23 protein-coding genes are annotated in these 22,797 nt (G+C 65.4%); 12 read left to right on the top strand and 11 right to left on the bottom strand.

Annotation, left to right across the window (positions count from 1 at the left end):
- Positions 1 to 50 precede the first annotated feature (50 nt).
- Both mutS and FGX59_RS37520 read left to right on the top strand, forming a co-directional pair.
- Positions 51 to 2,678 (top strand): DNA mismatch repair protein MutS, encoded by a 2,628-nt coding sequence (mutS, locus tag FGX59_RS09400; RefSeq protein WP_138466279.1) that lies wholly within the window; start codon positions 51 to 53, stop codon positions 2,676 to 2,678.
- 1,131 nt (positions 2,679 to 3,809) lie between these two features.
- A complete protein-coding gene (locus FGX59_RS37520) occupies positions 3,810 to 3,965 on the top strand; it encodes a hypothetical protein (protein ID WP_171060583.1) in 156 nt (51 codons plus the stop codon).
- A gap of 55 nt (positions 3,966 to 4,020) precedes the next feature.
- Here FGX59_RS37520 and FGX59_RS09395 read toward each other — a convergent pair whose 3' ends face one another.
- Both FGX59_RS09395 and FGX59_RS09390 read right to left on the bottom strand, forming a co-directional pair.
- On the bottom strand, positions 4,021 to 4,572 hold the full coding sequence (locus FGX59_RS09395) for a Smr/MutS family protein (RefSeq protein WP_370295905.1): 552 nt from the start codon (positions 4,570 to 4,572) through the stop codon (positions 4,021 to 4,023).
- Positions 4,573 to 4,654: 82 nt separating this feature from the next.
- The gene (locus FGX59_RS09390; RefSeq protein WP_138466277.1) at positions 4,655 to 5,317 is read right to left on the bottom strand and encodes a Tim44/TimA family putative adaptor protein; all 663 of its coding nucleotides are present in this window, start codon (positions 5,315 to 5,317) and stop codon (positions 4,655 to 4,657) included.
- 97 nt (positions 5,318 to 5,414) lie between these two features.
- Here FGX59_RS09390 and FGX59_RS09385 point away from each other — a divergent pair, with 97 nt between their 5' ends.
- Entirely contained in the window at positions 5,415 to 5,912 is a 498-nt protein-coding gene (locus FGX59_RS09385) for an FxsA family protein (RefSeq protein WP_138466276.1), read from the top strand.
- 179 nt (positions 5,913 to 6,091) lie between these two features.
- Positions 6,092 to 6,583 (top strand): protein-export chaperone SecB, encoded by a 492-nt coding sequence (gene secB, locus FGX59_RS09380; protein ID WP_138466275.1) that lies wholly within the window; start codon positions 6,092 to 6,094, stop codon positions 6,581 to 6,583.
- A gap of 55 nt (positions 6,584 to 6,638) precedes the next feature.
- On the opposite strand, the gene FGX59_RS09375 is transcribed toward secB, so the two are convergent.
- The 5 genes from FGX59_RS09375 to FGX59_RS09355 form a co-directional block, all read right to left on the bottom strand.
- A complete protein-coding gene (locus tag FGX59_RS09375) occupies positions 6,639 to 8,156 on the bottom strand; it encodes an acetyl-CoA hydrolase/transferase family protein (protein WP_138466274.1) in 1,518 nt (505 codons plus the stop codon).
- Between the two features lie 163 nt (positions 8,157 to 8,319).
- Positions 8,320 to 9,060, bottom strand: coding sequence for a DNA polymerase III subunit epsilon (dnaQ, locus tag FGX59_RS09370; protein ID WP_138466273.1), 741 nt, complete (start codon positions 9,058 to 9,060; stop codon positions 8,320 to 8,322).
- Entirely contained in the window at positions 9,053 to 9,646 is a 594-nt protein-coding gene (coaE, locus tag FGX59_RS09365) for a dephospho-CoA kinase (protein WP_138466272.1), read from the bottom strand. Before coaE ends, dnaQ begins: the two co-directional genes overlap by 8 nt.
- Positions 9,643 to 10,476: a shikimate dehydrogenase gene (locus FGX59_RS09360; RefSeq protein WP_138466271.1), complete on the bottom strand. Its 834-nt coding sequence runs from the start codon at positions 10,474 to 10,476 to the stop codon at positions 9,643 to 9,645. Before FGX59_RS09360 ends, coaE begins: the two co-directional genes overlap by 4 nt.
- Complete coding sequence (locus tag FGX59_RS09355; RefSeq protein ID WP_138466270.1) at positions 10,473 to 11,072, bottom strand: nucleoside triphosphate pyrophosphatase; 600 nt, start codon at positions 11,070 to 11,072, stop codon at positions 10,473 to 10,475. Before FGX59_RS09355 ends, FGX59_RS09360 begins: the two co-directional genes overlap by 4 nt.
- A gap of 392 nt (positions 11,073 to 11,464) precedes the next feature.
- On the opposite strand from FGX59_RS09355, the gene hemJ reads away from it, so the two are divergent.
- From hemJ to FGX59_RS09320, 7 genes are all read left to right on the top strand, one after another.
- A complete protein-coding gene (hemJ, locus tag FGX59_RS09350; protein ID WP_138466269.1) occupies positions 11,465 to 11,920 on the top strand; it encodes a protoporphyrinogen oxidase HemJ in 456 nt (151 codons plus the stop codon).
- 119 nt (positions 11,921 to 12,039) lie between these two features.
- Positions 12,040 to 13,311, top strand: coding sequence for a transcription termination factor Rho (gene rho / locus FGX59_RS09345; protein WP_138466268.1), 1,272 nt, complete (start codon positions 12,040 to 12,042; stop codon positions 13,309 to 13,311).
- Positions 13,312 to 13,324: 13 nt separating this feature from the next.
- A complete protein-coding gene (mnmE, locus tag FGX59_RS09340; RefSeq protein ID WP_138466267.1) occupies positions 13,325 to 14,611 on the top strand; it encodes a tRNA uridine-5-carboxymethylaminomethyl(34) synthesis GTPase MnmE in 1,287 nt (428 codons plus the stop codon).
- An 11-nt stretch (positions 14,612 to 14,622) separates the two neighbouring features.
- On the top strand, positions 14,623 to 16,494 hold the full coding sequence (gene mnmG / locus FGX59_RS09335; RefSeq protein ID WP_138466266.1) for a tRNA uridine-5-carboxymethylaminomethyl(34) synthesis enzyme MnmG: 1,872 nt from the start codon (positions 14,623 to 14,625) through the stop codon (positions 16,492 to 16,494).
- 1 nt (position 16,495) lies between these two features.
- The gene (gene rsmG / locus FGX59_RS09330) at positions 16,496 to 17,110 is read left to right on the top strand and encodes a 16S rRNA (guanine(527)-N(7))-methyltransferase RsmG (protein WP_138466265.1); all 615 of its coding nucleotides are present in this window, start codon (positions 16,496 to 16,498) and stop codon (positions 17,108 to 17,110) included.
- Positions 17,103 to 17,918, top strand: coding sequence for a ParA family protein (locus FGX59_RS09325; RefSeq protein ID WP_138466264.1), 816 nt, complete (start codon positions 17,103 to 17,105; stop codon positions 17,916 to 17,918). The genes rsmG and FGX59_RS09325 overlap by 8 nt, the downstream gene beginning before the upstream one ends.
- Positions 17,919 to 17,929: 11 nt before the next feature.
- Positions 17,930 to 18,802, top strand: coding sequence for a ParB/RepB/Spo0J family partition protein (locus FGX59_RS09320; RefSeq protein WP_138466263.1), 873 nt, complete (start codon positions 17,930 to 17,932; stop codon positions 18,800 to 18,802).
- Positions 18,803 to 18,806: 4 nt separating this feature from the next.
- On the opposite strand, the gene FGX59_RS09315 is transcribed toward FGX59_RS09320, so the two are convergent.
- The 4 genes from FGX59_RS09315 to rph are packed head-to-tail and all read right to left on the bottom strand — an operon-like array spanning position 18,807 to position 21,632.
- Positions 18,807 to 19,160, bottom strand: coding sequence for a YbaN family protein (locus FGX59_RS09315; protein ID WP_138466262.1), 354 nt, complete (start codon positions 19,158 to 19,160; stop codon positions 18,807 to 18,809).
- Positions 19,161 to 20,324: a radical SAM family heme chaperone HemW gene (hemW, locus tag FGX59_RS09310; RefSeq protein ID WP_138466261.1), complete on the bottom strand. Its 1,164-nt coding sequence runs from the start codon at positions 20,322 to 20,324 to the stop codon at positions 19,161 to 19,163. It abuts the gene before it with no gap.
- Complete coding sequence (gene rdgB, locus FGX59_RS09305; RefSeq protein WP_138466260.1) at positions 20,317 to 20,925, bottom strand: RdgB/HAM1 family non-canonical purine NTP pyrophosphatase; 609 nt, start codon at positions 20,923 to 20,925, stop codon at positions 20,317 to 20,319. The genes hemW and rdgB overlap by 8 nt, the downstream gene beginning before the upstream one ends.
- Positions 20,922 to 21,632, bottom strand: coding sequence for a ribonuclease PH (gene rph / locus FGX59_RS09300; protein ID WP_138466259.1), 711 nt, complete (start codon positions 21,630 to 21,632; stop codon positions 20,922 to 20,924). The genes rdgB and rph overlap by 4 nt, the downstream gene beginning before the upstream one ends.
- Positions 21,633 to 21,732: 100 nt before the next feature.
- Here rph and hrcA point away from each other — a divergent pair, with 100 nt between their 5' ends.
- The gene (gene hrcA, locus FGX59_RS09295) at positions 21,733 to 22,791 is read left to right on the top strand and encodes a heat-inducible transcriptional repressor HrcA (RefSeq protein WP_138466258.1); all 1,059 of its coding nucleotides are present in this window, start codon (positions 21,733 to 21,735) and stop codon (positions 22,789 to 22,791) included.
- The last annotated feature ends 6 nt before the right edge of the window (positions 22,792 to 22,797 follow it).

The raw sequence follows: 22,797 nt of genomic DNA, 5'->3' as shown, positions 1-22,797 counted from the left end.
CCGCCGCCGCCGTCATACCTCGGGCTCCACCTGATGAGGCGAGCCCCCGCATGTCCGATGTCACCCCGATGATGGCCCAGTTCCTGGAGATCAAGGCCGCCCATCAAGGCGACCTGCTCTTCTACCGCATGGGCGATTTCTACGAGATGTTCTTCGACGATGCCGTCGCGGCCTCGGAGGCGCTCGACATCGCGCTGACAAAGCGCGGCAAGCACCAGGGCGAGGACATCCCGATGTGCGGCGTGCCCGTCCATGCCGCCGAGGGCTACCTGCACCAGCTGACCCGCAAGGGCTTCCGCATCGCCATCTGCGACCAGCTCGAGGACCCGTCCGAGGCGAAGAAGCGCGGCTACAAGTCGGTGGTGAAGCGCGGCGTGACCCGCGTGGTGACGGCCGGCACGCTGACGGAGGACAGCCTGCTGGAAGCGCGCGCCAACAACTATCTCGCCGCCTATGCCGAGCTGCGCGGCGAGGGGGCGCTGGCCTGGTGCGACATCTCCACCGGCGCGCTGACCGTGGCGCCCTGTCCGCGGCTGACCCTGGGCCCGCAGCTGGCCCGGCTGCTCCCGCGGGAGCTGCTTTGCGCCGAGGCGCTGGAGGAGGGGCTGCGCGAGACCGCGCATGACATGGGTCTGGTGCTGGCGCCCCTTGGCGCGGCGAGCTTCGACAGCCAGGCGGCCGCGGGACGGATCGGCCGCGCCTTCGGCGTCGACAGCCCCGATGCCTTCGGCAGCTTCACCCGGGCAGAGCAGTCGGCGCTCGGCGCGCTGATCGACTATCTGGAGATCACCCAGAAGGGAAAGCTGCCGCGGCTCGCGCCGCCGCGCCGCGAGGAACCGGGCGGCACGGTGCAGATCGACGCCGCGACCCGCCGCAATCTGGAGCTGGTGCAGGCCCTCTCCGGCGGGCGCGACGGCTCGCTGATTGCCGCCATCGACCGCACGCTCACTGCGCCGGGCGGGCGGCTGCTGGCCAACCGGCTGGCGACGCCCTCGCGCGACCTGGCGCAGATCCGCGAACGGCTGGCGGCGGTTGCCGCGCTGCACGAAGATCCGCGGCTGCGCGAGCGGCTGCGGAGCCGGCTCCGGCAGGTGCCCGACATGGACCGCGCGCTCGGCCGGCTCTCGCTCGACCGCGGCGGTCCGCGCGATCTGGCGGCGATCCGCGACGGGCTGGCCGCCGCGGCCGATCTGGCCGCCGAGCTGGGCGGAGACCTGCCCGATGCGCTGGCGCGGCTGGCCCGCGATCTGGAAACCGAGCCCGGCGTCGAGGCCGAGCTGCAGACCGCGCTGGTCGCCGAGCCGCCGCTTCTGGCACGCGATGGCGGGTTCGTCGCGGCGGGCTTCGACCCGGATCTGGACGCCGCGCGGCAGCTGCGCGACGAGGGCCGGGGCTATATCGCCGGGCTGCAGGGCAAATACGCCGATGCCACCGGGATCAACGCGCTGAAGGTCAAGCATAACAACGTGCTGGGCTATTTCATCGAGACGCCCGCCACCCATGCGCAGAAGATGCTGGCCGAGCCGCTCGCGAGCCAGTTCAAGCACCGCCAGACCACGGCAAACGCCCTGCGCTTCACCACGCCGGAACTGAGCGAGCTGGAAAGCCGCATCCTCAATGCCGGCGGCGAGGCGCTGGGGATCGAGGCGCGGATCTTCGCCGCCCTGCGCCAGTCCTGCCTCGCGGAGGCCAGCGCGATCTCCACCGCGGCACGGGCCATGGCGGAGCTCGACCTGCAGGCCGGCTTCGCCGATCTGGCCGCCGACCGCCGCTGGTGTCGCCCCGAGGTGGATGACAGCCGCGCCTTCGAGATCGAGGCCGGGCGCCATCCGGTGGTCGAGGACGCGCTGCGCCGCACCGGCGATCCCTTCGTCGCCAATGACTGCCGGCTCAGCGCCGGCGCGGGGGCGGCGATCCGGCTGCTGACCGGGCCGAACATGGCCGGCAAATCGACCTGGCTGCGGCAGAACGCGCTGATCGCGCTGCTGGCGCAGGTCGGCAGCTTCGTGCCCGCAGATAGCGCCCGCATCGGACTGGTCAGCCAGATTTTCAGCCGCGTCGGCGCCTCGGACGACCTGGCGCGCGGCCGCTCCACCTTCATGGTCGAGATGGTCGAGACCGCGGCGATCCTGAACCAGGCCGACGAACGCGCGCTGGTCATCCTCGACGAGATCGGACGCGGCACCGCCACCTATGACGGGCTCTCGATCGCCTGGGCGACGCTGGAACATCTGCACGCCTCGAACCGCTGCCGCGCGCTTTTCGCCACGCATTACCACGAGCTCACCCAGCTTGCCGACAAGCTGGAGGGCGTCGCCAACGCGACGGTCGCGGTGAAAGAGTGGGAGGGCGAGGTGATCTTCCTCCACGAGGTGCGCGACGGCGCGGCGGCGGCCAGCTACGGCGTGCAGGTCGCCAAGCTCGCCGGCCTGCCCGAGACGGTGATCGCCCGCGCCCGCGAGGTGCTGACGGCGCTGGAAAAGGGCGAGCGCGAGGGCAAGCGAAAGGCGGTAATCGACGACCTGCCACTTTTCGCCGCCATCCGTCCCGAGCCCGTGGCACCGCCTGCCGCCGCCTCCGCCGTCGAGGACCGGCTTGGGCAGATCGACCCCGACGGGCTGAGTCCGCGCGAGGCGCTGGAAGCCCTGTACGAATTGCGCAACCTATTGCCGCAATAGGCGTAACTGGAGACTGAGGTCGGGATTTCCGTGAAGGGCCGGGCGCAGGGAACGCCCATGGGTCACCCCTGACCTTCGTCTTTTCCGGAGGCCCGACACCCGTGCGCCCGTCCTGTCGCCGCCCCGATGGTCGTCATCGGCACCGGCGCCGGGACCGGCACGCCGATCAGGACGCAGGACGGTGCAGCCAAGGCTCCTGCGGACGGCCCTTCACCTGGCAGGGTACTGAACAAGTCTGTCTGGCCACGCAGCTTGGGCGCAAAGCTGGAAAATGGTCCCGAAAGCAGCTCGAATTCCCGAATTCAGGGAGACGCCTTGACCAAATCCGGACGTATTTCCTCCACGACGACGCCCCAGAGACCTTGTTCAGACGCCGGCTAGGGGAACGTGATCCTGGTCCTGCGCCTTCCAGGCGGCCCCTTTGGTCCGGCCTTCCCGCTGATGCCGTGAGCTTCGCCCCGAACCCGGACCACCAGATGCAGGAGGCCCGGTTGCCAGACACGGCCGGAGCAGCTCTGCCCGCGCTGCACGGCCCCTCCGCGGTGCATGCGTCCATCGGATTCGACGACGATCTGTTCACCGTGCTGGACGGCTCCGTGCCGGGACCTTTGCGGCGACAGAAAGGAAGGACGCGTTCGCCTTGGCGAGTCGGGATTTCACCGCCATCAAGGACATCGTCGAGGTCAGGGTTGAACCCGAGAGGCACCCCCGGGAAGGCAGCGGCACCGGCAGGCTCGCCACCCAACGCTGCGCCACTTGGGGCCGGTCTCCGCGGTCATACCGGTCGGCGGCTTCCTTCTGCCCGCCTGGACGGCGCGAACCGCGACCACTGGCGACGATCTCCTTTGCCTTTCGAGGGCGGACAGGGGCATCGTCCCCGACGCGATCGGCGGAGACGACCCAGTCCCGGTTCGGCCCATGCCGACACGCTGGAGGGCGACGGCGTGATCCGCTGTGGATCCCGCTCCGACCTGATCCGCGGCGGAAGGGATGACGGGAACCACGGCCAGCGCGGCATGGCGCGGATCGGCAGCGGAGACCTGCTCGACGGCAATTTCGGCAATGACCGGCTCCGGTGCACTGCCGTTCCCGCAGCGGCTTCGGCGAGGACGCGCTTCCGGGGCGGAGGGGATGCTGCTCGACGGCGCCAAGCACGAGACCCGCGATGACGGCACCGGCCTGATGGACCTTTCGGCGCGGGGCGCCGCCTTCGGCAATCTGGCGACCGGAACGCGGCCGGTCGGCGGCGTGCGCCTCACCTGGAAGGACGGAATGCCCATGCTGTAGAGCGGGTTCGGCGAGACGAGGGCCGCGGATAGCGGCAGCGGCGACGTCCCATCCCTCAGCGGTGGCGGCGCAGATAGACGTAGTAGGCGCCGGTGCCGCCATGCTTCAGATGCGCCTCGGAGATCTGCAGCACCATCAGCTTGAGCGCGCCGGTATTCAGCCAGTGCGGCACCTGGTGCTTCAGCACGCCGCGCGGCACCGGCATGGGCCCGGGCTCGTCGCGCTCCTTGCCCTTGCCGGTGATGACGAGCACCAGCCGCATCTGCCGCATGTAGCTTTCCGAGATGAACCGGGTCAGCGCCGGATGCGCCTGGTCCTGGGTCAGCCCGTGCAGGTCGAGCCGCGCTTCGGGCACCAGCTTGCCCTTCTTCATCCGGCCGAAGGCCTTGCGGTCCATCTTCACCGGCGCCTTCGCGATCGCCTCGGAAATCGGCGGCGACAGGTCATGCCCGCCGGTTCCGGGCTTTGCCCGCTCGCCAATGCGGAACGGCCGCGGCGTCTGGGGCTGCGGCTCGGCGTCTCGTGCTGGATGGGGTGCGGGGGTCTTGGGCGGCGCCGCCCGGTCTTCGGGCGGGGCCGGGGGCCGGTCGGGACGCCGGGGCGTCACGGAAGACGCCACCCTGTCCCAGATAGCGCGATCCTCCTCGCTCAGGCCGCGCCGTTTCCGTGCCATGTCCGGTCGGGTCCGCTCAGGCGCCGGTGGCGACGAGCTGCCAGTTCGGATCGTCGCTGCCCATCACGCGGCCGAAGGTCCAGACGTCGCGCTGGCGCTTGATCAGGTTGGGATCGCCCTCGATCACCGTGCCGGAGACGTCGCGCACGACCGAGGTCAGCTCGCCGACGAAGCGCACCGTGACCTCGCCCTCGCGGGTCGCGTCGTCGAATTCCGCGCCGACCAGGGCCAGCTCGCGGATGCCGACGAAATTCGCCTCGACTGACAGGCCCTGGCGCTCGCGCTCCTCGATGACCTCGAGGAAGCTGTCATGCACTTCCGGGGCCAGGAAGTTGCGCACCTCGGAGAGATCGCCGCGCTCGAAGGACATCAGGATCATCTCGTAGGCGCCGCGGGCGCCCTGCAGGAACTCGCCCACGGCGAATTCCGGCTCTGCGCCCTTCATCTTGGCCAGCGCCTCGGCCGCGTCGCTGCCGCTTTCGACATGGTCGATGATGTCCCGGTCGGGTCCGCCCTCGATCACCTCGAAATCCGGGCGCGGGCGCTCGGTTGCCGGGCCGGGGGCCTGCACGGGCGGCTTCTCGAATCCGTCTCGCGTGCCCAGGACGTTCTTCAGGCGCACGATCAGAAAGATCGCGATGCCCGCAAGCACGAGAAGTTCGATGACGGAAGAGCTCATTGGCAGCCTCTGGTGGTAACGCCCGGATGTCTTCCCTATGTAAGTGCTCGAAAGACCCAAGTCTACCGGACCAGCAGAGCAAAGGGAGAGAGCGCAGATGTGGCTCTTGATCGCATTCATCGCAATTCCGCTGATCGAGATCGGCCTGTTCATCCAGGTCGGCGGCCTGATCGGCCTGTGGCCGACGCTGCTGATCGTGCTGCTGACCGCGGTGATCGGCCATGTGATGATGCGCAAGCAGGGCGGGCAGGTGCTGCAGAAGCTGCAGCGCGCCATGGCCGGCGACGGCAACCCGGCCGAGCACATGATCCACGGCGCGATGATCCTATTCGCCGGCGCGCTCCTGCTGACGCCCGGCTTCTTCACCGACACGATGGGCTTCCTGCTGCTGATCCCGGGCGTGCGGATGGCGATGTTCAACTGGCTGCGGAAGAACGTGAAGATGCAGGGCGTCTACATGAACATGGGCGGGGCGAATTACGGCCGCCCCCCGCGCAGCGGGCGCGACACGATCGAGGGCGAGTTCACCGAGGTCGATCCCGACGACCTGCCGCCCCGGCCCGGCGACAGTCCCTCGGGCTGGACCCGCCGCTGACCCGCACGACTTGTGCCAATATGACGGTCCGGTGACGAAACCGGGCCGTTTTTCTATGCAAATGGCGGTGCGGACGGGATTTTCGGGATCAAATGCGGCGAACTATGCGGCTCGCCAGCATTGAGGGCTGACGGGCTTCCTGCTAACTACCGGCGGGACATTCCAACGGGAGAGACCTCATGGCCGAAAACGGCGCAGCCCCGCAGCAACCCCAGGTGAAAATGCAGATCCTGGGCCAGTTCATCCGCGACCTGTCCTTCGAGAACATCGTCGCCCAGAAGGGCGTCCAGGGCGATGTCCAGCCCGACGTCCAGGTGCAGGTCAACCTCGACGCCAAGAAGCGTCCGGCGGACAACCAGTACGAAGTCCAGACCAAGTTCACCGTGACCTCGAAGAACAAGGGCAGCGAGGACATCCTGTTCCGGATGGATCTCGACTATGCCGGGATTTTCCTGATCGAGGGCGTTCCCGAAGCGCAGCTCCACCCCTTCCTGATGATCGAATGCCCGCGGATGCTCTTCCCCTTCGTGCGCCGCATCGTGTCCGACGTGACCCGCGACGGCGGCTTCCCGCCGCTGAACCTGGAGAATGTCGATTTCATGGCGATCTACCGCAACGAGATCGCGCGCCGCGCCTCCGCCCAGCAGACCGAGGCACCGGCCGTCAACTGAGCCGGCCCGCCCTGCGGAACGGAAGAGGGAGCGCCGCGGCGCTCCCTTTTTCATGTCAGGGCATCATCGTGCCGGTATCCATGAAGCGCTGGTGCCAGCTCAGCGCCTCGCGCGGGATCGACGGCGCATGCAGGCCGAAGCTCTCGGTCTCGGCGCGCGCCATGTAGTCCTCCAGCATGGGCTTGTAGGCCGGATGGGCGCATTTCTCGACGATCAGCTTCGCCTTCTGCTTCGGCGAGAGGCCGCGCAGGTCGGCCAGGCCCTGCTCGGTCACGATCACCTGGACGTCCTGGTTGATGTGGTCGACATGCGCGCATTGCGGGACGATCGCCGAAATCGCGCCGCCCTTGGCCGTCGAGGGCGTCATGAAGATTGACAGGTAGCCGTTCCGCGCGAAATCGCCCGAGCCGCCGATGCCGTTCTGGATCCGCGAGCCCATGACATGGGTGGAGTTCACGTTGCCGTAGATATCGGCCTCGATCAGCCCGTTCATCGCGATGCAACCGAGCCGGCGGACGAGTTCCGGATTGTTCGAGATGTCCTGCGGGCGCAGGATCAGCTTGTCGCGGAAGAAACCGGCATTCTCGTTGAAATAGAGCGCCTTCTCCGGCGAGAGCGAGAACGCCGTGGCCGAGGCCATGCGCAGCGTGCCGGCCTCGATCATGTCGAGCATGCCGTCCTGGATCACCTCGGTGAAGGCGGTCATCTGCTCGAAGGGCGTGTCGATCAGCCCGGCCATCACCGCATTCGGCACGTTGCCCACGCCCGATTGCAGCGGCAGCAGCGAGGGCGGCAGGCCGGCCCGCTTGGCCTCCCAGACGAGGAAGTCGAGGATGTTCCCGGCGATCGCCTCCGCGGTCTCGTCCGGGGCGGAGAAGGGCGCGTTGCGGTCCGGCGCGTCGGTGACGACGACGGCGATCACCTTCGACGGATCGACGCGGAAATGCGGCTGGCCGATGCGGTCATCGGCATTCACCAGCGGGATCGGCTTGCGGAAGGGCGGCAGCGCCGTGCCGTAGTAGATGTCGTGCATGCCGTCCAGCATGGTGCTCTGCCAGGCATTGACCTCCAGGATGATCTTGTCGGCGATGTCGATCCAGGTCTTGTTGTTGCCGACGGACGAGGACGGGACGAGCTCGCCCGCCGGCGTGATCCCCGAAATCTCGATCACGGCCGTGTCGAGCTTGCCGAGGAAACCCTGCCAGGCCATCGGCGCGACCTGGCTGAGATGCATGTCGAAATATTCCATCTGCCCGGCATTGATCTTCTGCCGCGCGATGGGATCCGAGTTGTAGGGAAGGCGGAATTCGATCCCGTCGGACTTGGCGAGCGCGCCGTCCAGCTCCGGCCCGGTCGAGGCGCCGGTCCAGATCTTCACGCGGAAGGGGTTGCCCGCGGCATGTTCCTCTTCGATGCGGCTGGCCAGCGCCAGCGGAACCGCCTTCGGGTAGCCCGAGCCGGTGAACCCGCTCATGCCGATGGTGCTGCCATTGGAAATCAGCCGCGCCGCGTCCTCGGCGCTCATCACCTTGGACTGGAAATCGAGATTCCGGATACGAGCCTGCTGTAGCACTTGGTCCTCCCTGGTGCATGCAATGGTATTCCACTTTGGTGGCGAGGACTCGGCAGGCTTGCAAATGCTAAAATTGCGCTGTGAGAAATTTTCCTTTATTTTTCGTACGCTATCATAGCGGTATGCACTGAGTGCATAACTAGAAACCCGATTTTACCTGCGGTCAGCCGGAAAATCTGGCCCAGATCGCGCTCTCTCCCAGCTTCGCGACAAAGGCGTCATGCGCGGCGCGCTCGTCTTCGGTCAGCCGGGCGGGCAGGGGATTCGGCCGCGGCGCGGGCTTCCAGCCGGCATCGTCCAGCCCGGCGCTGCCGCCGCGCTGCCGGCCCGAGGACAGCTCCAGCCCGGGCTGGCGGCCGCCGATCAGCTCCAGATAGACCTCCGCCAGGATCTCGCTGTCGAGAAGCGCGCCGTGCAGCTCGCGGTCCGAGTTGTCGATGCCAAACCGGCGGCAGAGCGCATCGAGCGAAGCCGGCGAGCCGGGGAATTTCTTCCGCGCAATTGACAGCGAGTCGACCACGCGGTCGGCGGCGATGACCGGCAGGCCCATCCGCTTCAGCTCGAAATTCAGGAACTTGTGGTCGAAGGCGGCATTATGCGCGACGATCCTCGCATCCGTGCCGATGAACTCGACGAAGGCGCGGCCGATCTCCTCGAAGAGCGGCTTGTCGAGCAGGGTGACTTCCTTGCCCTCCGCCGGACGCGGCGGGTTCAGCAGGTCCGGGCCGATCCCGTGCACGCCGAAGGCGTCCGACGGCATGCCGCGGGCGGGGTTGATGTACTGGTGGTACTGGCGGCCGGTCGGCAGGTGGTTGAACAGCTCCACCGCGCCGATTTCGACCACCCGGTCGCCGGTCTCGGGATCGAAGCCCGTGGTTTCGGTATCGAGCACGATTTCACGCATGGCCTGCCTCCAGATCGTCGATCACCGCGCGAACCTGCGCGCGGGCGCTGTCGATGTCCACCGTCTCGATCAGGTAATCGGCGCGCGCCCGCTTCTCGGCATCGGGCATCTGCCGCGCCAGGATCAGGTCGAGCTGCGCCTCCGTCATGCCGGGTCGTTCGAGGACGCGCGCGCGCTGCACCTCCGCCGGGGCGGTGACGACGGCGACCGCATCCATCTCGGCCTCGGTGCCGTTCTCGAAGAGCAGGGGAATGTCGAAAACGACGATCCGCGCCGTGCTGTTCGCCAGGAAGCCGGCCCGGTCGGCGGCGACAAGCGGATGGACCAGCGCCTCGATCTGGCGCAGCGCCGCGGGATCCGCCGCGATCCACTCCTTCAGCCGCGCGCGGCAGATGGCCCCGTCGACCACCGCCTCGGGATGCAGCTGCGCCATACCGGGCACCGCCGCGCCGGCCGGCCCGTAGAGCCTGTGCACCGCCGCATCCGCGTCCCAGACATCGCAGCCCAACTCGGCGAAGATCTTCGCCGTGGTCGATTTCCCCATCCCGATCGAGCCGGTGAGGCCGAGGCGCAGCGGAGCGGTCATGGCGCCAGCATCAGTTCGCGCAGCTCGGGCGTTACCTGCGCGTCGCCGCCGAACCAGCGGTTGAAGCCCGGCACCCCCTGCCAGAGCAGCATGCCGAGCCCGTCGACGATCCGCGCGCCGCGCCGCGATGCCGCCTGCAGGAACGGCGTTTCCAGCGGGATATAGACGATGTCCGTCGCGATCATGCCCGGGCGCAACCCGCCGAGATCCAGATCGAAGGCCGGCTGGCCCGCCATGCCGAGCGAGGTCGTGTTCACCACGGTCGCCGCGCCGTCCAGAGCCGGCCCGGTATCGCCCCAGTCGAGCACTTTCACCCGCGGCCCGAACGCCGCCGCCAGCGTCTCCGCCCGCGCCCGTGTCCGGTTCATCAGCCGGATCTCCGGCGCGCCGGCCTCGAGCATCGCATGCAGGATCGCCCGCGCCGCGCCGCCGGCCCCGAAGACCGCCACCGGCCCGTCCGAGGCCCGCCAGTCGCCGGCCCGCTGCTGCAGATTGGCGAAGAAGCCGTAGCCGTCGGTATTGTCGGCCTCGTAGCCGCCGCCCGGAAGGAAGGTCAGCGTGTTCGCCGCGCCGATCGCCCGCGCCCGCGGCGTCGCCCGCACCGCGCCGGCCAGCGCCGCCTCCTTGTGCGGGATCGTGACATTGGTGCCGGCGAAGCCCATCCGGGGCAGGGCCGCCAGCACATCGGCCAGATCCTCGGCCTCCACCTCCATAGGTATGTAATGTCCCGGCAGGTCCTGCGACGCCAGCCAGTGCGCATGCATCCGCGGCGACTTGCTGTGGCCCACCGGATTGCCGATCACGCCGGCCAGGGGAATCCGCTTGCTCATCCGTCAATATCTCCGCGCAGGGTCAGCCAGTTCAGGAGCTCCAGCAGAGGCAGGCCGAGAATGGTGAAATGGTCCCCCTCGGTCTTCGCGAAGAGGCGGACGCCCTCCTCCTCCAGCTTGTAGCCGCCGACCGAATGGCGGATGCTCTGCCAGTTCCGCGCCAGGTAGTCCGCGGCGTAGCTGTCGGAGAAGTCGCGCATTTCCAGCCGGGCCACGCCGACATGCCGCCAGAGCGGCTCGCCGTCGCGATAGACCACCGCCGCCGACAACAGCTTGTGGCGATCGCCGCGAAGACGCGCCAGATGTGCCGCTGCCTCTTCCGGGCTCGCCGGCTTGCCCAGCACCTCGCCGCGATGTTCCAGCACCTGGTCGCAGCCCAGAACCAGCGCGCCCGGCCGCTTGGCGCTGACCTTCGCCGCCTTCGCCTCGGCCAGTGCGTCGGCCATGTCCCGGGCGCCGATGCCCTCGGCCGCGAAGGACAGCCGCAGCGTCTCCTCGTCGACCCGGGCCGGCACGATCTCGGGCGCCAGCCCGGCCGATGTCAGAAGCGCGGCCCGTATCTGCGAGCTCGATGCGAGGATCAGCGTAGTCGCCATGTGGATAACCCTGTGACTCCTGTCTTGGAGAATCTGTGGCCGGATACCGGATAAGATCCGCCATGGCCAGACAAGCGGAAATTTCGCCGACTTGTCCGCGATTCCCACATGCCGTTTGCCGGCTGTGAATCCCCGGAGCTGGTTTGTGTGGATGGTGAATCTCCCGCAGCATGATCCTCAGAGTTATCCACAGCCAAAATCGGCATGTGAAAACTAAATGGCTGGGATCGCTGTGGAAAAATCTTAATCGCGTCTTAAGGGCGCCGATTATCCCGAGTTGTCCACATGTGGACAATGCCCCGGATAATTCGCCAATCCACATTGTCCACAGGGCCTTAATCAACCTCTTCCTTATCTATCTTTTAATTTTTATATGGGGGAAAGGAGAGACCATGATCGCCGAATTCCTTGCCTCAGCGTACCCGTGGACAAAGTCCCTGCACGTGATCTCCGTGATCGCCTGGATGGCGGGACTGTTCTATCTGCCCAGACTCTATGTCTATCACGTCGAGAAGGTCGAGCAGGGCGGAGACACGGACGGCCTGTTCCAGACGATGGAGTACAAGCTCCTGCGGTTCATCATGACACCGGCCATGATCGCCACCTGGGTCTTCGGCCTCTGCCTGGCCCTGACCCCCGGCATCATCGACTGGAGCGCCATCTGGCCCTATGCCAAGGCCGCTGCGGTGCTAGGGATGACCTGGTTCCACCACTGGCTGGCCATGCGCCGCAAGGACTTCGCCACCGGCGCCAATACCAGGACCGGCCGCAGCTACCGGATGATGAACGAGATCCCGACGCTGCTGATGATCGTGATCGTGGTCGCCGTGATCGCCCGCCCGTTCTGAATTGACTTCTGTATCTGTTCCGGCTACACGGCTGCCTCAGGCGTCCGCCTGATGATTCCCCTTTATATATACGGTTGATCCCGCCACTGCGGTCGATCGCTGAGAGAGCATCCACCTGCATGACTGAAGAACGTCTCAATCTGGCCGATCTCAAGGCCCAATCCCCGAAGGCCCTGCTTGCCATGGCAGAGGATCTGGAAATCGAGAACGCCTCCACCATGCGGAAGGGCGAGATGATGTTCCAGATCCTGCGCGAACGCGCAGAGGAAGGCTGGGAGATCTCCGGGGATGGCGTTCTAGAAGTTCTGCAGGACGGCTTCGGCTTCCTGCGCTCGCCCGAGGCGAACTACCTGCCGGGTCCCGACGACATCTATGTCAGCCCCGAAATGATCCGCCAGTTCTCGCTGCGCACCGGCGACACGATCGATGGCGTGATCCACGCGCCGCGCGACAACGAACGCTATTTCGGCCTGGTGAAGGTCTCGAAGATCAACTTCGAAGAGCCCGAGCGCGCGCGCCACAAGATCAACTTCGACAACCTGACCCCGCTCTATCCCGACGAGCGGCTGAAGATGGAAATCGAGGATCCGACGATCAAGGACCGCTCGGCCCGGATCATCGACCTGGTCGCGCCGATCGGCAAGGGCCAGCGCTCGCTGATCGTCGCGCCGCCGCGGACCGGTAAAACTGTTCTACTGCAGAACATTGCGAGCTCGATCGAACGCAACCATCCCGAGTGCTACCTGATCGTCCTTCTGATCGACGAGCGTCCGGAAGAAGTCACCGACATGCAGCGCTCGGTGAAGGGCGAGGTCATCTCCTCGACCTTCGATGAGCCGGCCTCGCGCCACGTTGCCGTGTCGGAAATGGTGATCGAGAAGGCCAAGCGCCTGGTCGAGCACAAGCGCGACGTCGTCATCCTGCTGGACTCGATCACCCGTCTGGGCCGCGCCTTCAACACCGTCGTCCCGTCCTCGGGCAAGGTGCTGACCGGCGGTGTCGACGCCAACGCGCTGCAGCGGCCCAAGCGCTTCTTCGGTGCCGCACGGAACATCGAAGAGGGCGGGTCGCTGACCATCATCGCGACCGCGCTGATCGATACCGGCTCGCGCATGGACGAAGTCATCTTCGAAGAATTCAAGGGTACCGGCAACTCCGAGATCGTGCTCGACCGCAAGGTCGCCGACAAGCGGGTCTTCCCGGCGATGGACATCCTCAAATCCGGCACCCGGAAAGAGGACCTGCTGGTCGACAAGGCCGACCTGCAGAAGACCTATGTCCTGCGCCGTATCCTGAACCCGATGGGCACCACCGACGCGATCGAGTTCCTGATCTCCAAGCTGAAGCAGACCAAGTCGAATTCCGATTTCTTCGACTCGATGAATACCTGACGCGAGGCCGGCCATGGACACCATCTATGCCCTGGCCAGCGGCCAGGGAAAGGCGGGCGTGGCCGTCCTGAGACTTTCGGGGCCGGACGCGCACCAGGCATGCCTGGCGCTGGCCGGCCGGCTCCCGCCGCTGCGCCAGATGAGCCTCGCAACCTTGCGGGACCGGCGCGGCGAGACCCTCGACCAGGCGCTGGTCGTCCTGTTCCCTGACCGCCAGAGCTTTACCGGCGAACCGGTCACCGAGCTGCACCTCCATGGCAGCCCGGCCGTGGTCTCCGCCGTGATGCGCGAGATCGCGGAGCAGGGGCTCGCCCGGCTGGCAGAGCCCGGCGAATTCACCCGCCGCGCCCTGGAAAACGGCCGACTCGACCTGACCGAGGTCGAGGGCCTGGCCGACCTGATTCAGGCCGAAACCGAGGCGCAGCGCAAGCAGGCGCTGAAGGTCATGTCCGGCGCACTCGGCCAGAAGGTAGGCCATTGGCGCGAGAGCCTGGTCCATGCCATGGCCCTGATCGCGGCAAGCATCGATTTTGCTGACGAGGAACTCCCCGCCGAGATCGTCGCCGCGGCGAAGCGCATCCTCGAGGACATCCTCCGCGCGCTGGAAGCTGAAATAGACGGGATTTCCGCTGCGGAACGTATCCGCGACGGCTTCCTGGTGGCGATCCTCGGGCGTCCGAATGCCGGAAAATCCACCCTTCTCAATGCCTTGGCTGGCCGTGAAGCAGCGATTACCTCTGATATCGCCGGTACAACCCGCGATGTTATCGAAGTGCGGATGGATATTTCCGGCCTGCCGGTGACGCTTCTGGACACTGCCGGTCTCCGAGACGGCGGTGACGAAATCGAACGGATCGGGATCGAGCGTGCGCTTTTCCGGGCCGGCGATGCCGATCTGCGCCTGATCCTTGTCGACGAGCGCGGCATGCCGCCGGGCGTTGTGGCGCAAGAGAGTGATCTGCTCCTCCACGCAAAATCCGACGACGGCAAGGATCCGGATGGAATCTCCGGGAAGACTGGCCAGGGGATCAACCGGCTGCTGGAACGTCTGGCCGAACGCCTTGTCGCTCAGGCCTCGCAAGCGGGCTCTGCCAGCAACGACCGGCACCGGATTGCAATGAGCCGTGCGAAAACGGCTATGGAATCAGCGCTTCTTGAGCTACAGCATGGGGAAGATCGGACAGAGTTCCTTTCCGAACATCTTCGCCAGGCCGCACATTGTCTTGATGAGCTGATTGGCAAGGTTGATGTCGAGGATATGCTGGACGATATCTTCCGGAACTTCTGCCTCGGCAAATAGGAGTGTTTCACGTGAAACATGGCGAGTTTGACGTCATCGTGGTCGGCGGCGGCCACGCGGGTACCGAAGCTGCCCACGCATCCGCACGTCTTGGCGCGCGGACGGCGCTCGTGACGCTGAAATTCGGCAATCTCGGTGTCATGTCCTGCAATCCCGCAATCGGCGGGCTAGGGAAGGGTCATCTGGTTCGCGAAATTGACGCGATGGACGGGATCATGGGCCGCGTCGCGGACGCAGCCGGAATCCAGTTCCGTCTGCTCAACCGGCGCAAGGGCCCGGCAGTGCAGGGGCCGCGCGCGCAATCTGACCGGAAGATTTACCGCGAAACGATGCAGGCGACGCTGTCTGCAACTGATAACCTGACGGTGCTTGAAGGGGAGGTTACCGACTTCCTTATGCAGGGCAGCGCAGTGGCCGGCGTGATCCTGGGCGATGGCAGCGAAATCCGCTCGGCGTCGGTGGTTCTTACAACCGGTACCTTCCTGAACGGGATCATCCATATCGGGGATAAACGTCAATCCGCGGGACGGATGGGGGAATCCCCGTCGATTCCGTTGGCTGAGCGCCTGAAATCCTTTGATTTGCCGCTTGGACGGCTGAAAACGGGTACGCCACCGCGGCTCGACGGACGGACCATCGCCTGGGACAAGCTGGAGAGCCAGCCGGGAGATGACACACCGGTGATGTTCTCGTTCCTGAACAAGACGCCTCAGGCCCGCCAGATCGCTTGCGGAATCACCCATACCAATGAGCGGACCCACGACGTCATCCGCGAGAATCTGAGCCGTTCTGCGATGTATGGCGGCCATATCGAAGGGATTGGCCCGCGTTACTGCCCCTCCATCGAAGACAAAGTGGTCCGCTTCGCCGACAAGACCTCACATCAGGTCTTTCTCGAGCCGGAAGGGCTCGATGATCATACGGTCTATCCGAACGGGATTTCGACATCGCTTCCTGCAGAGGTGCAGGAGCTTTATGTGCGCTCCATGGAAGCACTTGAAAATGTTGAAATTCTTCAGCCAGGATACGCGATTGAATATGATTTCGTCGATCCCCGCGCGCTCGATCTGACGCTCGCGCTGCGCGACGTGCCGGGATTGTACTTGGCCGGCCAGATCAATGGCACGACGGGATACGAGGAAGCTGCGGCGCAGGGACTCGTAGCCGGTCTGAATGCTGCGGCGAGGGCAATGGAGCGGGACAAGATCCAGTTTACCCGTGCCGAAAGCTATATCGGCGTTATGCTGGACGATTTGACCTCTCGCGGGGTGACGGAGCCATACCGGATGTTCACGTCTCGGGCCGAGTTCCGGCTCAGCTTGCGTGCGGATAACGCCGATCAGCGGCTGACCACGAAAGCGATCGCGCTAGGCTGCTGCCGTGATGACCGCAAATCCGCGTTCTCTGAAAAAATGGAACAACTATCTGCCATTGGAAAAGTTCTTCGACAGCTGACTTGGACGCCGAAGGAACTGACGGAACGCGGCTTTGACGTTTCGAAGGATGGAAACAAACGCTCGGCCTATGATCTCTTGGCCTATCCTGGCGTGACTTTCGACATGGTTCTTCCCTTGGCGGAGGGTGCAGAGGCATTTCCAACAGATATTCGAGATCAAGTCGCAACGGACGCGCTTTATGCGCAATATGTCGAGCGACAGAAGCGCGATGCGGCGTCTCTGCAAAAGGATTCCGAGCTCGAGATCCCGAATGGCTTCGATTTTGATTGCCTTTCCGGCCTGTCGTCGGAATTGAAGATCAAGCTGAACCGTGTGCGGCCGCGGACACTGGCTCAGGCGGGGAGGATCGAAGGAATGACGCCAGCTGCGTTGGTCCTTCTTTTGTCGAAGCTTCGCCAAGCAGACGGTAAGCGGAAAGCTGTGTGATATGAAAGCGGAGGCGTCCTCAGAGAGTGTTTCACGTGAAACACTGGATCGTCTGGAGCTTTACCAGGCGCTGCTTTCCAAATGGAACACGCGGATAAATCTGGTGGCCCCGTCGACCATCGAAGATAGCTGGAATCGTCACTTCCGGGACTCCCTCCAGATTTTTCTAGAAGCGGGCGAGGAGCCGGCGCATTGGTGCGATCTTGGCTCGGGCGCGGGCTTTCCGGGTATGGTGGCCGCAATAGCGGCTCACGGCGCTGGATGGACGACAAAATTCACGCTGATCGAGTCTGATCAGCGCAAGTGCACCTTCCTGCGGACTGTTTCACGTGAAACAGGGGTTCCGGTGACAATCCTTCCCGAACGGATTGAAGCTGCGGCGCCGCAAGATGCGGATCTCGTTTCTGCCCGGGCTCTGGCGCCTTTGCCACGTCTGCTGCCATGGATTCGCCGCCATATTTCGGGCAATGGGCGCGCAATCTTGCCGAAAGGGCGGACATATCAACAGGAGCTCGATGAAGTTCGGGATAACTATGCCTTTTCACTTGAAATCCGGCCCAGTGAAGTGGATTCAGGTTCTGTCATCCTGAAGCTTGAAAGTATCCGCGATGTCTGAATTCTCCAAGCCCCGCATCATTGCGGTCGCCAATCAGAAAGGCGGGGTGGGCAAGACGACCACCACGATTAACCTGGCGGCTGCGTTGGCCCGTCTTGGGAATAAAGTCATGATCGTCGATCTGGACCCGCAGGGGAACGCTTCGACGGGACTTGGCGTGGATCCCAATCGGCGGGAAGTGTCGACCTACGATCTCCTGATCGAAGGGAGGAGCGTTTCCGAGGTTCTGCTGCCGACCGAGGTGGAGCGTGTCTCGATCGCGCCGGCGACGACGGATCTGAGCTCCGCCGATATCGAGCTGGTCGCAAATGAGCGCCGCAGCTTCCTGCTGAAAGACGCGCTTTCCGAGGCGAGTGAAGCGCTGGACCAGGATTTCATCCTGATTGACTGTCCGCCATCGCTGAATCTCCTCACGGTCAACGCCATGGTGGCGGCAAATAGCATCCTGATCCCGCTTCAGAGCGAGTTTTTCGCGCTGGAAGGGCTCTCGCAGCTCATGCTGACGATCAGGGAGATCCGCCAGGCCGCCAATCCGGGGCTCCGGATCGAGGGCGTTCTTCTGACGATGCATGACAACCGCAACCGCTTGGCCCAGCAGGTGGAGCGCGATGCGCGCGAGACACTTGGCGAACTGGTCTTCGAAACCATCGTCCCGCGCAATGTCCGGGTCAGCGAGGCGCCGTCTTTCGCTGTTCCGGTGATCGATTACGACCCGCAATCAAAAGGAAGTCTGGCGTATAAAGCGCTGGCTGACGAAATCATCGTACGCTATCAAGGCATGACTGCCGCCGCCCCGGTCGAAGCGTGAGGAGGAGCCCAATGGAAAAGCGTGGACTCGGACGTGGTCTGTCCGCCCTGATGTCGGATGTCGCGCTCCAGGAGCCGTCGAGATCCGATAGCTCCCGCAACGCAGAGCTTCAGGTTCCGGTCGAGACGGTTGCACCGAACCCGGACCAGCCGCGCCGCCATTTCCGCGAGGAAGATCTTGCGGATCTCGCCGCTTCTATCGCCGAAAAGGGCGTTCTCCAGCCACTGATCGTGCGTCCGAGCCCGAACGGGACGCCGAAATACCAGATCGTGGCCGGCGAGCGCCGCTGGCGTGCCGCGCAGCGGGCGCAGGTCCATACCATTCCGATCATCGTGCGGAACTACACCGACACGGAGATGCTGGAAATCGCGATCATCGAGAACGTCCAGCGAGCGGATCTGAACGCGGTGGAAGAGGCGATGGGCTATCGCCAGCTGATGGACAAGTTCGGCCATACCCAGGAACGTCTGGCAGAGGCGCTTGGCAAGAGCCGGAGCTATATCGCCAACCTGCTGCGCCTGCTGCAGTTGCCGGACGACGTCTTGGCGATGCTGCGGGACGGGCTTCTGAGTGCGGGCCATGCGCGGGCGCTGATCACGACGGAGAATGCCAGCGAGCTGGCGAAGATCGTCGTCGACAAGGGCCTGTCCGTGCGGGATACGGAGCGTTTGGCGAAGGCTTCTCTTGAGCCGGTGCAGCCGTCGAAGCCGAAGAAGGCAGAGAAGGATGCCGATACGCGGGTTCTAGAGCAGGATCTGTCGAACACGCTTGGCATGCGGGTCAGTGTCGATCACAAGGCGGAAGCGAATAACGGCCAGCTGGTCATCAAGTACAAGTCGCTGGACCAGCTCGACACGCTCTGCCGGCTTCTGTCGATGAGCTAAGGCGCTACTGCGAGGGCCTCGTCCAGATGAAGATCAGGACGAGGCCGAGCGTGACAGCCTGGATCGCGAGCGCCCTGAGGGGCACGGAGAGCGCCAGGGAGATGCCGAAGCTGGCGGCAACAGTCACGGTGGCCAGCCGCTTGGCGCGCAGCGAGATCGCGCCTTTCTCGTTCCAGTCCCGGATGCTGCGCCCATAAGTCGGATGGGTGATCAGCCAGTTGTGCAGCCGCGGCGACGAGCGGGCGAAGCAGAAGGTCGCCAGCAGCAGAAAGGGGACCGTGGGCAGGAGTGGCAGGGGAATGCCGAGCATGCCCAGGCCGAGCGAAATGATTCCGAAAGTGAACCAGATCGCCCGCATCTATCCCACCATCAGCCGCCGCAGGATCTCGTTCAGCACTAGCCGGCCGGCCTGGGTGCAGCTCAGACGGTTCTCGTTCCGGATGACCATGCCCATCTCCTCGAACTCCTGAAGGATCTCCTCGTCGAGCCGGTGCCCGAGCCGGGCGAGTCGGCTCATATCGGTGCCTTCGGCGAGTCGAAGGCTCATCATGAGGTATTCTTCGGCGGTTTCGGTCGGAGATAGCAGCGCACGCGCGGTTTCGCCGCTACCCTGGCCGCGGACGCGCTGCATCCAGAGGCCGGGATTGAGCTCGGTCTCGGTTGCGAGCCGGCCCGAGGTGGTGCCGATCCGTCCGTGGGCGCCGGGGCCGATGCCGACCCAGTCGCCGCCACGCCAGTAGATCGTGTTATGGCGGCTCTCGCTGCCTGGACGGGCATGGTTCGAGACCTCGTAGGCGGGCAGGCCGGCCTCGCCGCAGATCTCCTGCGTGGCATCGTACATGTCGGCGGCGATATCGTCGTCCGGAAGGTCGCGGAGCCGGCCCGCGGCGAAGCGGTCGCCGAAGGCAGTGCCGGGCTCGATGGTCAGCTGGTAAAGCGAGAGGTGGTCGACCGCCATATCTAGCGCTTCACGTAGCTCAGACCTCCACATGTCGAGGCTCTGTCCCTGACGGGCATAGATCAGGTCGAAGCTGACTCGGGAGAATTGCGCGCGGGCGATGTCGAAGGCGCGGCGGGCCTCTGCGACGCTGTGCAGGCGCCCGAGCCGGCGCAGGTCGTCGTCGTTCAGCGACTGCACGCCCATGGAGAGCCGCGTCACGCCCGCCTGGGCGTAGCCGGCGAAACGGCCCGCCTCGACCGAGGTCGGGTTGGCCTCAAGCGTGATTTCGGGATCGTTGACCATGGGCCAGAGCCGGCGGATCTCGTCGAGGATCGCGGCAACGGTCTCGGGGGCCATCAGGCTGGGGGTGCCGCCGCCGAAGAACACGGTGGAGAGGATGCGGCCCTGGGTTTCCCCGGCGCTGCGGCGCAGTTCGGTGATATAGGCGTCGGTCCAGGCGCGCTGGTCGATTGCGGCGGCGACATGGGAGTTGAAGTCGCAATAGGGGCACTTGGCGGCGCAGAACGGCCAGTGCAGGTAGAGGCCGAAGCCGGCCTCCTGCCAGGTGTCGAGCTTATCCAAGAGCTCCTGCCTTCAGCTTGGCGAAGGCATCGGCGCGGTGGCTGATGCGGTTCTTCTCTTCGGCACCCATCTCGCCGAAGGTGATGTCGTAGCCCGCGGGCACGAAGATCGGGTCGTAGCCATGGCCCTGCTCGCCGCGCATCGGCCAGTCGAGCCGGCCCTCGGCCTTGCCCTCGAAAAGCTCGTCATGGCCGTCGGGCCAGGCGATGCAGAGCGTGCAGCAGAAGCGCGCGGTGCGGGGATGCGGCGCGTCGCGTTCTTCCAGCGCGTCCCAGGTCTTCTTCATCGCCATCGGGAAGTCGCGGCCGGCCGGGGTTTCGGCCCAGTCCGCGGTGTAGACGCCCGGCGCGCCGTCGAGCCCGTCGACGCAGATGCCGCTATCGTCCGAGAGGGCGGGCAGGCCGCTTTCCTTCGCCGCGAAATGCGCCTTGATCCGGGCATTCCCGGCGAAGCTGTCCTCGGTCTCTTCCGGCTCGGGCAGGCCGAGATCGCCGGCCGAGACGACCTCGATCCCGTAGGGGGCCAGCAGCGCCTCGATCTCGACGAGCTTGCCCTTGTTGTGGGAGGCGAGGCAGATCTTCTTCTCGGTCAGTTTCCTCATGCCATGGCGTCCTTCTGCGCGGCGACCAGCGTCTTGCAGCCGTCCTCGGCCAGATCCATCAGCGTGTTCATCTGCTCGCGCGAGAAGGTGGCGCCCTCGGCGCTCATCTGCACCTCGACGAGCCGGCCCGCGCCGGTCAGGATGAAGTTGCCGTCGACCCCGGCTTCGCTGTCCTCGGGATAGTCGAGATCGAGCACCGGCTGGCCTGCATAGACCCCGCAGGAGACGGCGGCGATATGGTCGAGCATCGGGTCGGAGGTGCAGATCCCTGCCTTCATCAGCTTGTTGAAGGCCAGGCGCAGCGCGACCCAGCCGCCGGTGATCGAGGCGCAGCGGGTGCCGCCATCGGCCTGGATCACGTCGCAGTCGACGACGATCTGGCGCTCGCCCAGGGCGACGCGGTCGACGCCGGCCCGCAGGGCGCGGCCGATCAGGCGCTGGATTTCCTGGGTGCGGCCCGACTGGCCGCGCTTGGCCTCGCGCTGCATGCGGCTGTGTGTGGCCCGCGGCAGCATGCCGTATTCGGCGGTCACCCAGCCCAGCCCGGTGCCCTTCAGGAAGTGCGGCGGGCGGTCCTCGATGGTCGCGGTGCACAGCACATGCGTGTCGCCGACCTTGATCAGGCAGGAGCCCTCGGCGTGACGCGTCACATTGGTTTCGATGGTCACGGGGCGCATTTCTGCGAGCTGTCTGCCAGAGGGTCGCATCGGTCTTCCTTTCCTGGGTTGCCGCAGCCTTATCTGCCGCACATATGTATTTTCAAGGCCGATTGACGCCTCATCAAGGAGCCGGCAAGCTCACGCAGCAATGAAGAATGACAAGACCCCCATCCCTGACATGAATGCCCGCTCGCGGGAGGTGTTCCGCCGCGTGGTCGAGGGCTATCTCGAGACAGGCGAGCCGGTGGGCTCGCGCACGCTGACCCGCTCCATGGAGGAGAAGGTCAGCGCCGCGACGATCCGCAACGTGATGCAGGACCTGGAATTCATGGGGCTGCTGAACAGCCCCCATATCTCGGCCGGGCGCATCCCGACGGAGCTCGGCCTGCGGATGTTCATCGACGGCTTCATGGAGGTGGAGAACCTAAAGGACACCGACCGGCTGGCGATCGAATCGACGGTGGGCGACACCAAGGGCGACGTGGGCTCGGTGCTCGACAAGATCGGCGCCGCGCTCTCGGGGGCGACTCACGGGGCCAGCGTCGTGCTGGCGCCCAAGCAGGAGGCACCGGTCCGCCATATCGAATTCGTCAGCCTGGCGCCCGACCGCGCGCTGGTGGTGCTGGTGATGGCGGACGGCCATGTCGAGAACCGCATCTTCAGCCCGCCGCCGGGCGTGACCCCCAGCGCGATGCGCGAGGCGGCGAATTTCATCAACGCGCTGGCCGAGGGCCGCACCTTGGGCGAGCTACGCCATGTCATCGAGGCGGAGATGAAGCAGCGCCGCCGCGAGATCGACGTGCTTGCCCAGGCGCTGGTGGAGAGCGGCTTGGCGGTCTGGGCGGACGAGGGATCCGAGTCGGAGCGGCTGATCGTGCGGGGCCGCTCGAATCTGCTCGACGGCGACGCGGCGGACCTGGACCGCATCCGGACGCTGTTCGACGACCTCGAGCGCAAGCGCGACATCGCCGAGTTCCTCGAACTGGCCGAGGAGGGCGAGGGTGTGCGCATTTTTATCGGGTCCGAGAACAAGCTTTTCTCACTTTCGGGTTCCTCTTTGGTGGTGTCTCCTTATATGAACGCTGATCGGAAAATCATCGGTGCGGTCGGGGTCATCGGGCCCACGCGTCTCAACTACGGACGCATCGTGCCGATCGTGGACTATACGGCACAGCTGGTCGGGCGCATCTTGTCCGGCCGGGGATAAGAGGAG

It is taken from the genome of Poseidonocella sp. HB161398 (assembly GCF_005870025.1).
In the GTDB taxonomy this organism is placed as follows: domain Bacteria; phylum Pseudomonadota; class Alphaproteobacteria; order Rhodobacterales; family Rhodobacteraceae; genus Mangrovicoccus.
This window is presented reverse-complemented; position numbering and strand designations above follow the sequence as displayed.

Excerpts from the sequence above, each read along its gene's own strand:
- mutS (WP_138466279.1), top strand. The coding sequence starts at position 51 with ATGTCCGATGTCACCCCGATGATGGCCCAGTTCCTGGAGATCAAGGCC.
- FGX59_RS37520 (WP_171060583.1), top strand. The coding sequence starts at position 3,810 with ATGCTGCTCGACGGCGCCAAGCACGAGACCCGCGATGACGGCACCGGC.
- FGX59_RS09390 (WP_138466277.1), bottom strand. The coding sequence starts at position 5,317 with ATGAGCTCTTCCGTCATCGAACTTCTCGTGCTTGCGGGCATCGCGATC.
- FGX59_RS09385 (WP_138466276.1), top strand. The coding sequence starts at position 5,415 with ATGTGGCTCTTGATCGCATTCATCGCAATTCCGCTGATCGAGATCGGC.
- secB (WP_138466275.1), top strand. The coding sequence starts at position 6,092 with ATGGCCGAAAACGGCGCAGCCCCGCAGCAACCCCAGGTGAAAATGCAG.
- dnaQ (WP_138466273.1), bottom strand. The coding sequence starts at position 9,060 with ATGCGTGAAATCGTGCTCGATACCGAAACCACGGGCTTCGATCCCGAG.
- coaE (WP_138466272.1), bottom strand. The coding sequence starts at position 9,646 with ATGACCGCTCCGCTGCGCCTCGGCCTCACCGGCTCGATCGGGATGGGG.
- FGX59_RS09360 (WP_138466271.1), bottom strand. The coding sequence starts at position 10,476 with ATGAGCAAGCGGATTCCCCTGGCCGGCGTGATCGGCAATCCGGTGGGC.
- FGX59_RS09355 (WP_138466270.1), bottom strand. The coding sequence starts at position 11,072 with ATGGCGACTACGCTGATCCTCGCATCGAGCTCGCAGATACGGGCCGCG.
- hemJ (WP_138466269.1), top strand. The coding sequence starts at position 11,465 with ATGATCGCCGAATTCCTTGCCTCAGCGTACCCGTGGACAAAGTCCCTG.
- rho (WP_138466268.1), top strand. The coding sequence starts at position 12,040 with ATGACTGAAGAACGTCTCAATCTGGCCGATCTCAAGGCCCAATCCCCG.
- mnmE (WP_138466267.1), top strand. The coding sequence starts at position 13,325 with ATGGACACCATCTATGCCCTGGCCAGCGGCCAGGGAAAGGCGGGCGTG.
- rsmG (WP_138466265.1), top strand. The coding sequence starts at position 16,496 with ATGAAAGCGGAGGCGTCCTCAGAGAGTGTTTCACGTGAAACACTGGAT.
- FGX59_RS09325 (WP_138466264.1), top strand. The coding sequence starts at position 17,103 with ATGTCTGAATTCTCCAAGCCCCGCATCATTGCGGTCGCCAATCAGAAA.
- FGX59_RS09320 (WP_138466263.1), top strand. The coding sequence starts at position 17,930 with ATGGAAAAGCGTGGACTCGGACGTGGTCTGTCCGCCCTGATGTCGGAT.
- FGX59_RS09315 (WP_138466262.1), bottom strand. The coding sequence starts at position 19,160 with ATGCGGGCGATCTGGTTCACTTTCGGAATCATTTCGCTCGGCCTGGGC.
- rdgB (WP_138466260.1), bottom strand. The coding sequence starts at position 20,925 with ATGAGGAAACTGACCGAGAAGAAGATCTGCCTCGCCTCCCACAACAAG.
- rph (WP_138466259.1), bottom strand. The coding sequence starts at position 21,632 with ATGCGACCCTCTGGCAGACAGCTCGCAGAAATGCGCCCCGTGACCATC.
- hrcA (WP_138466258.1), top strand. The coding sequence starts at position 21,733 with ATGAAGAATGACAAGACCCCCATCCCTGACATGAATGCCCGCTCGCGG.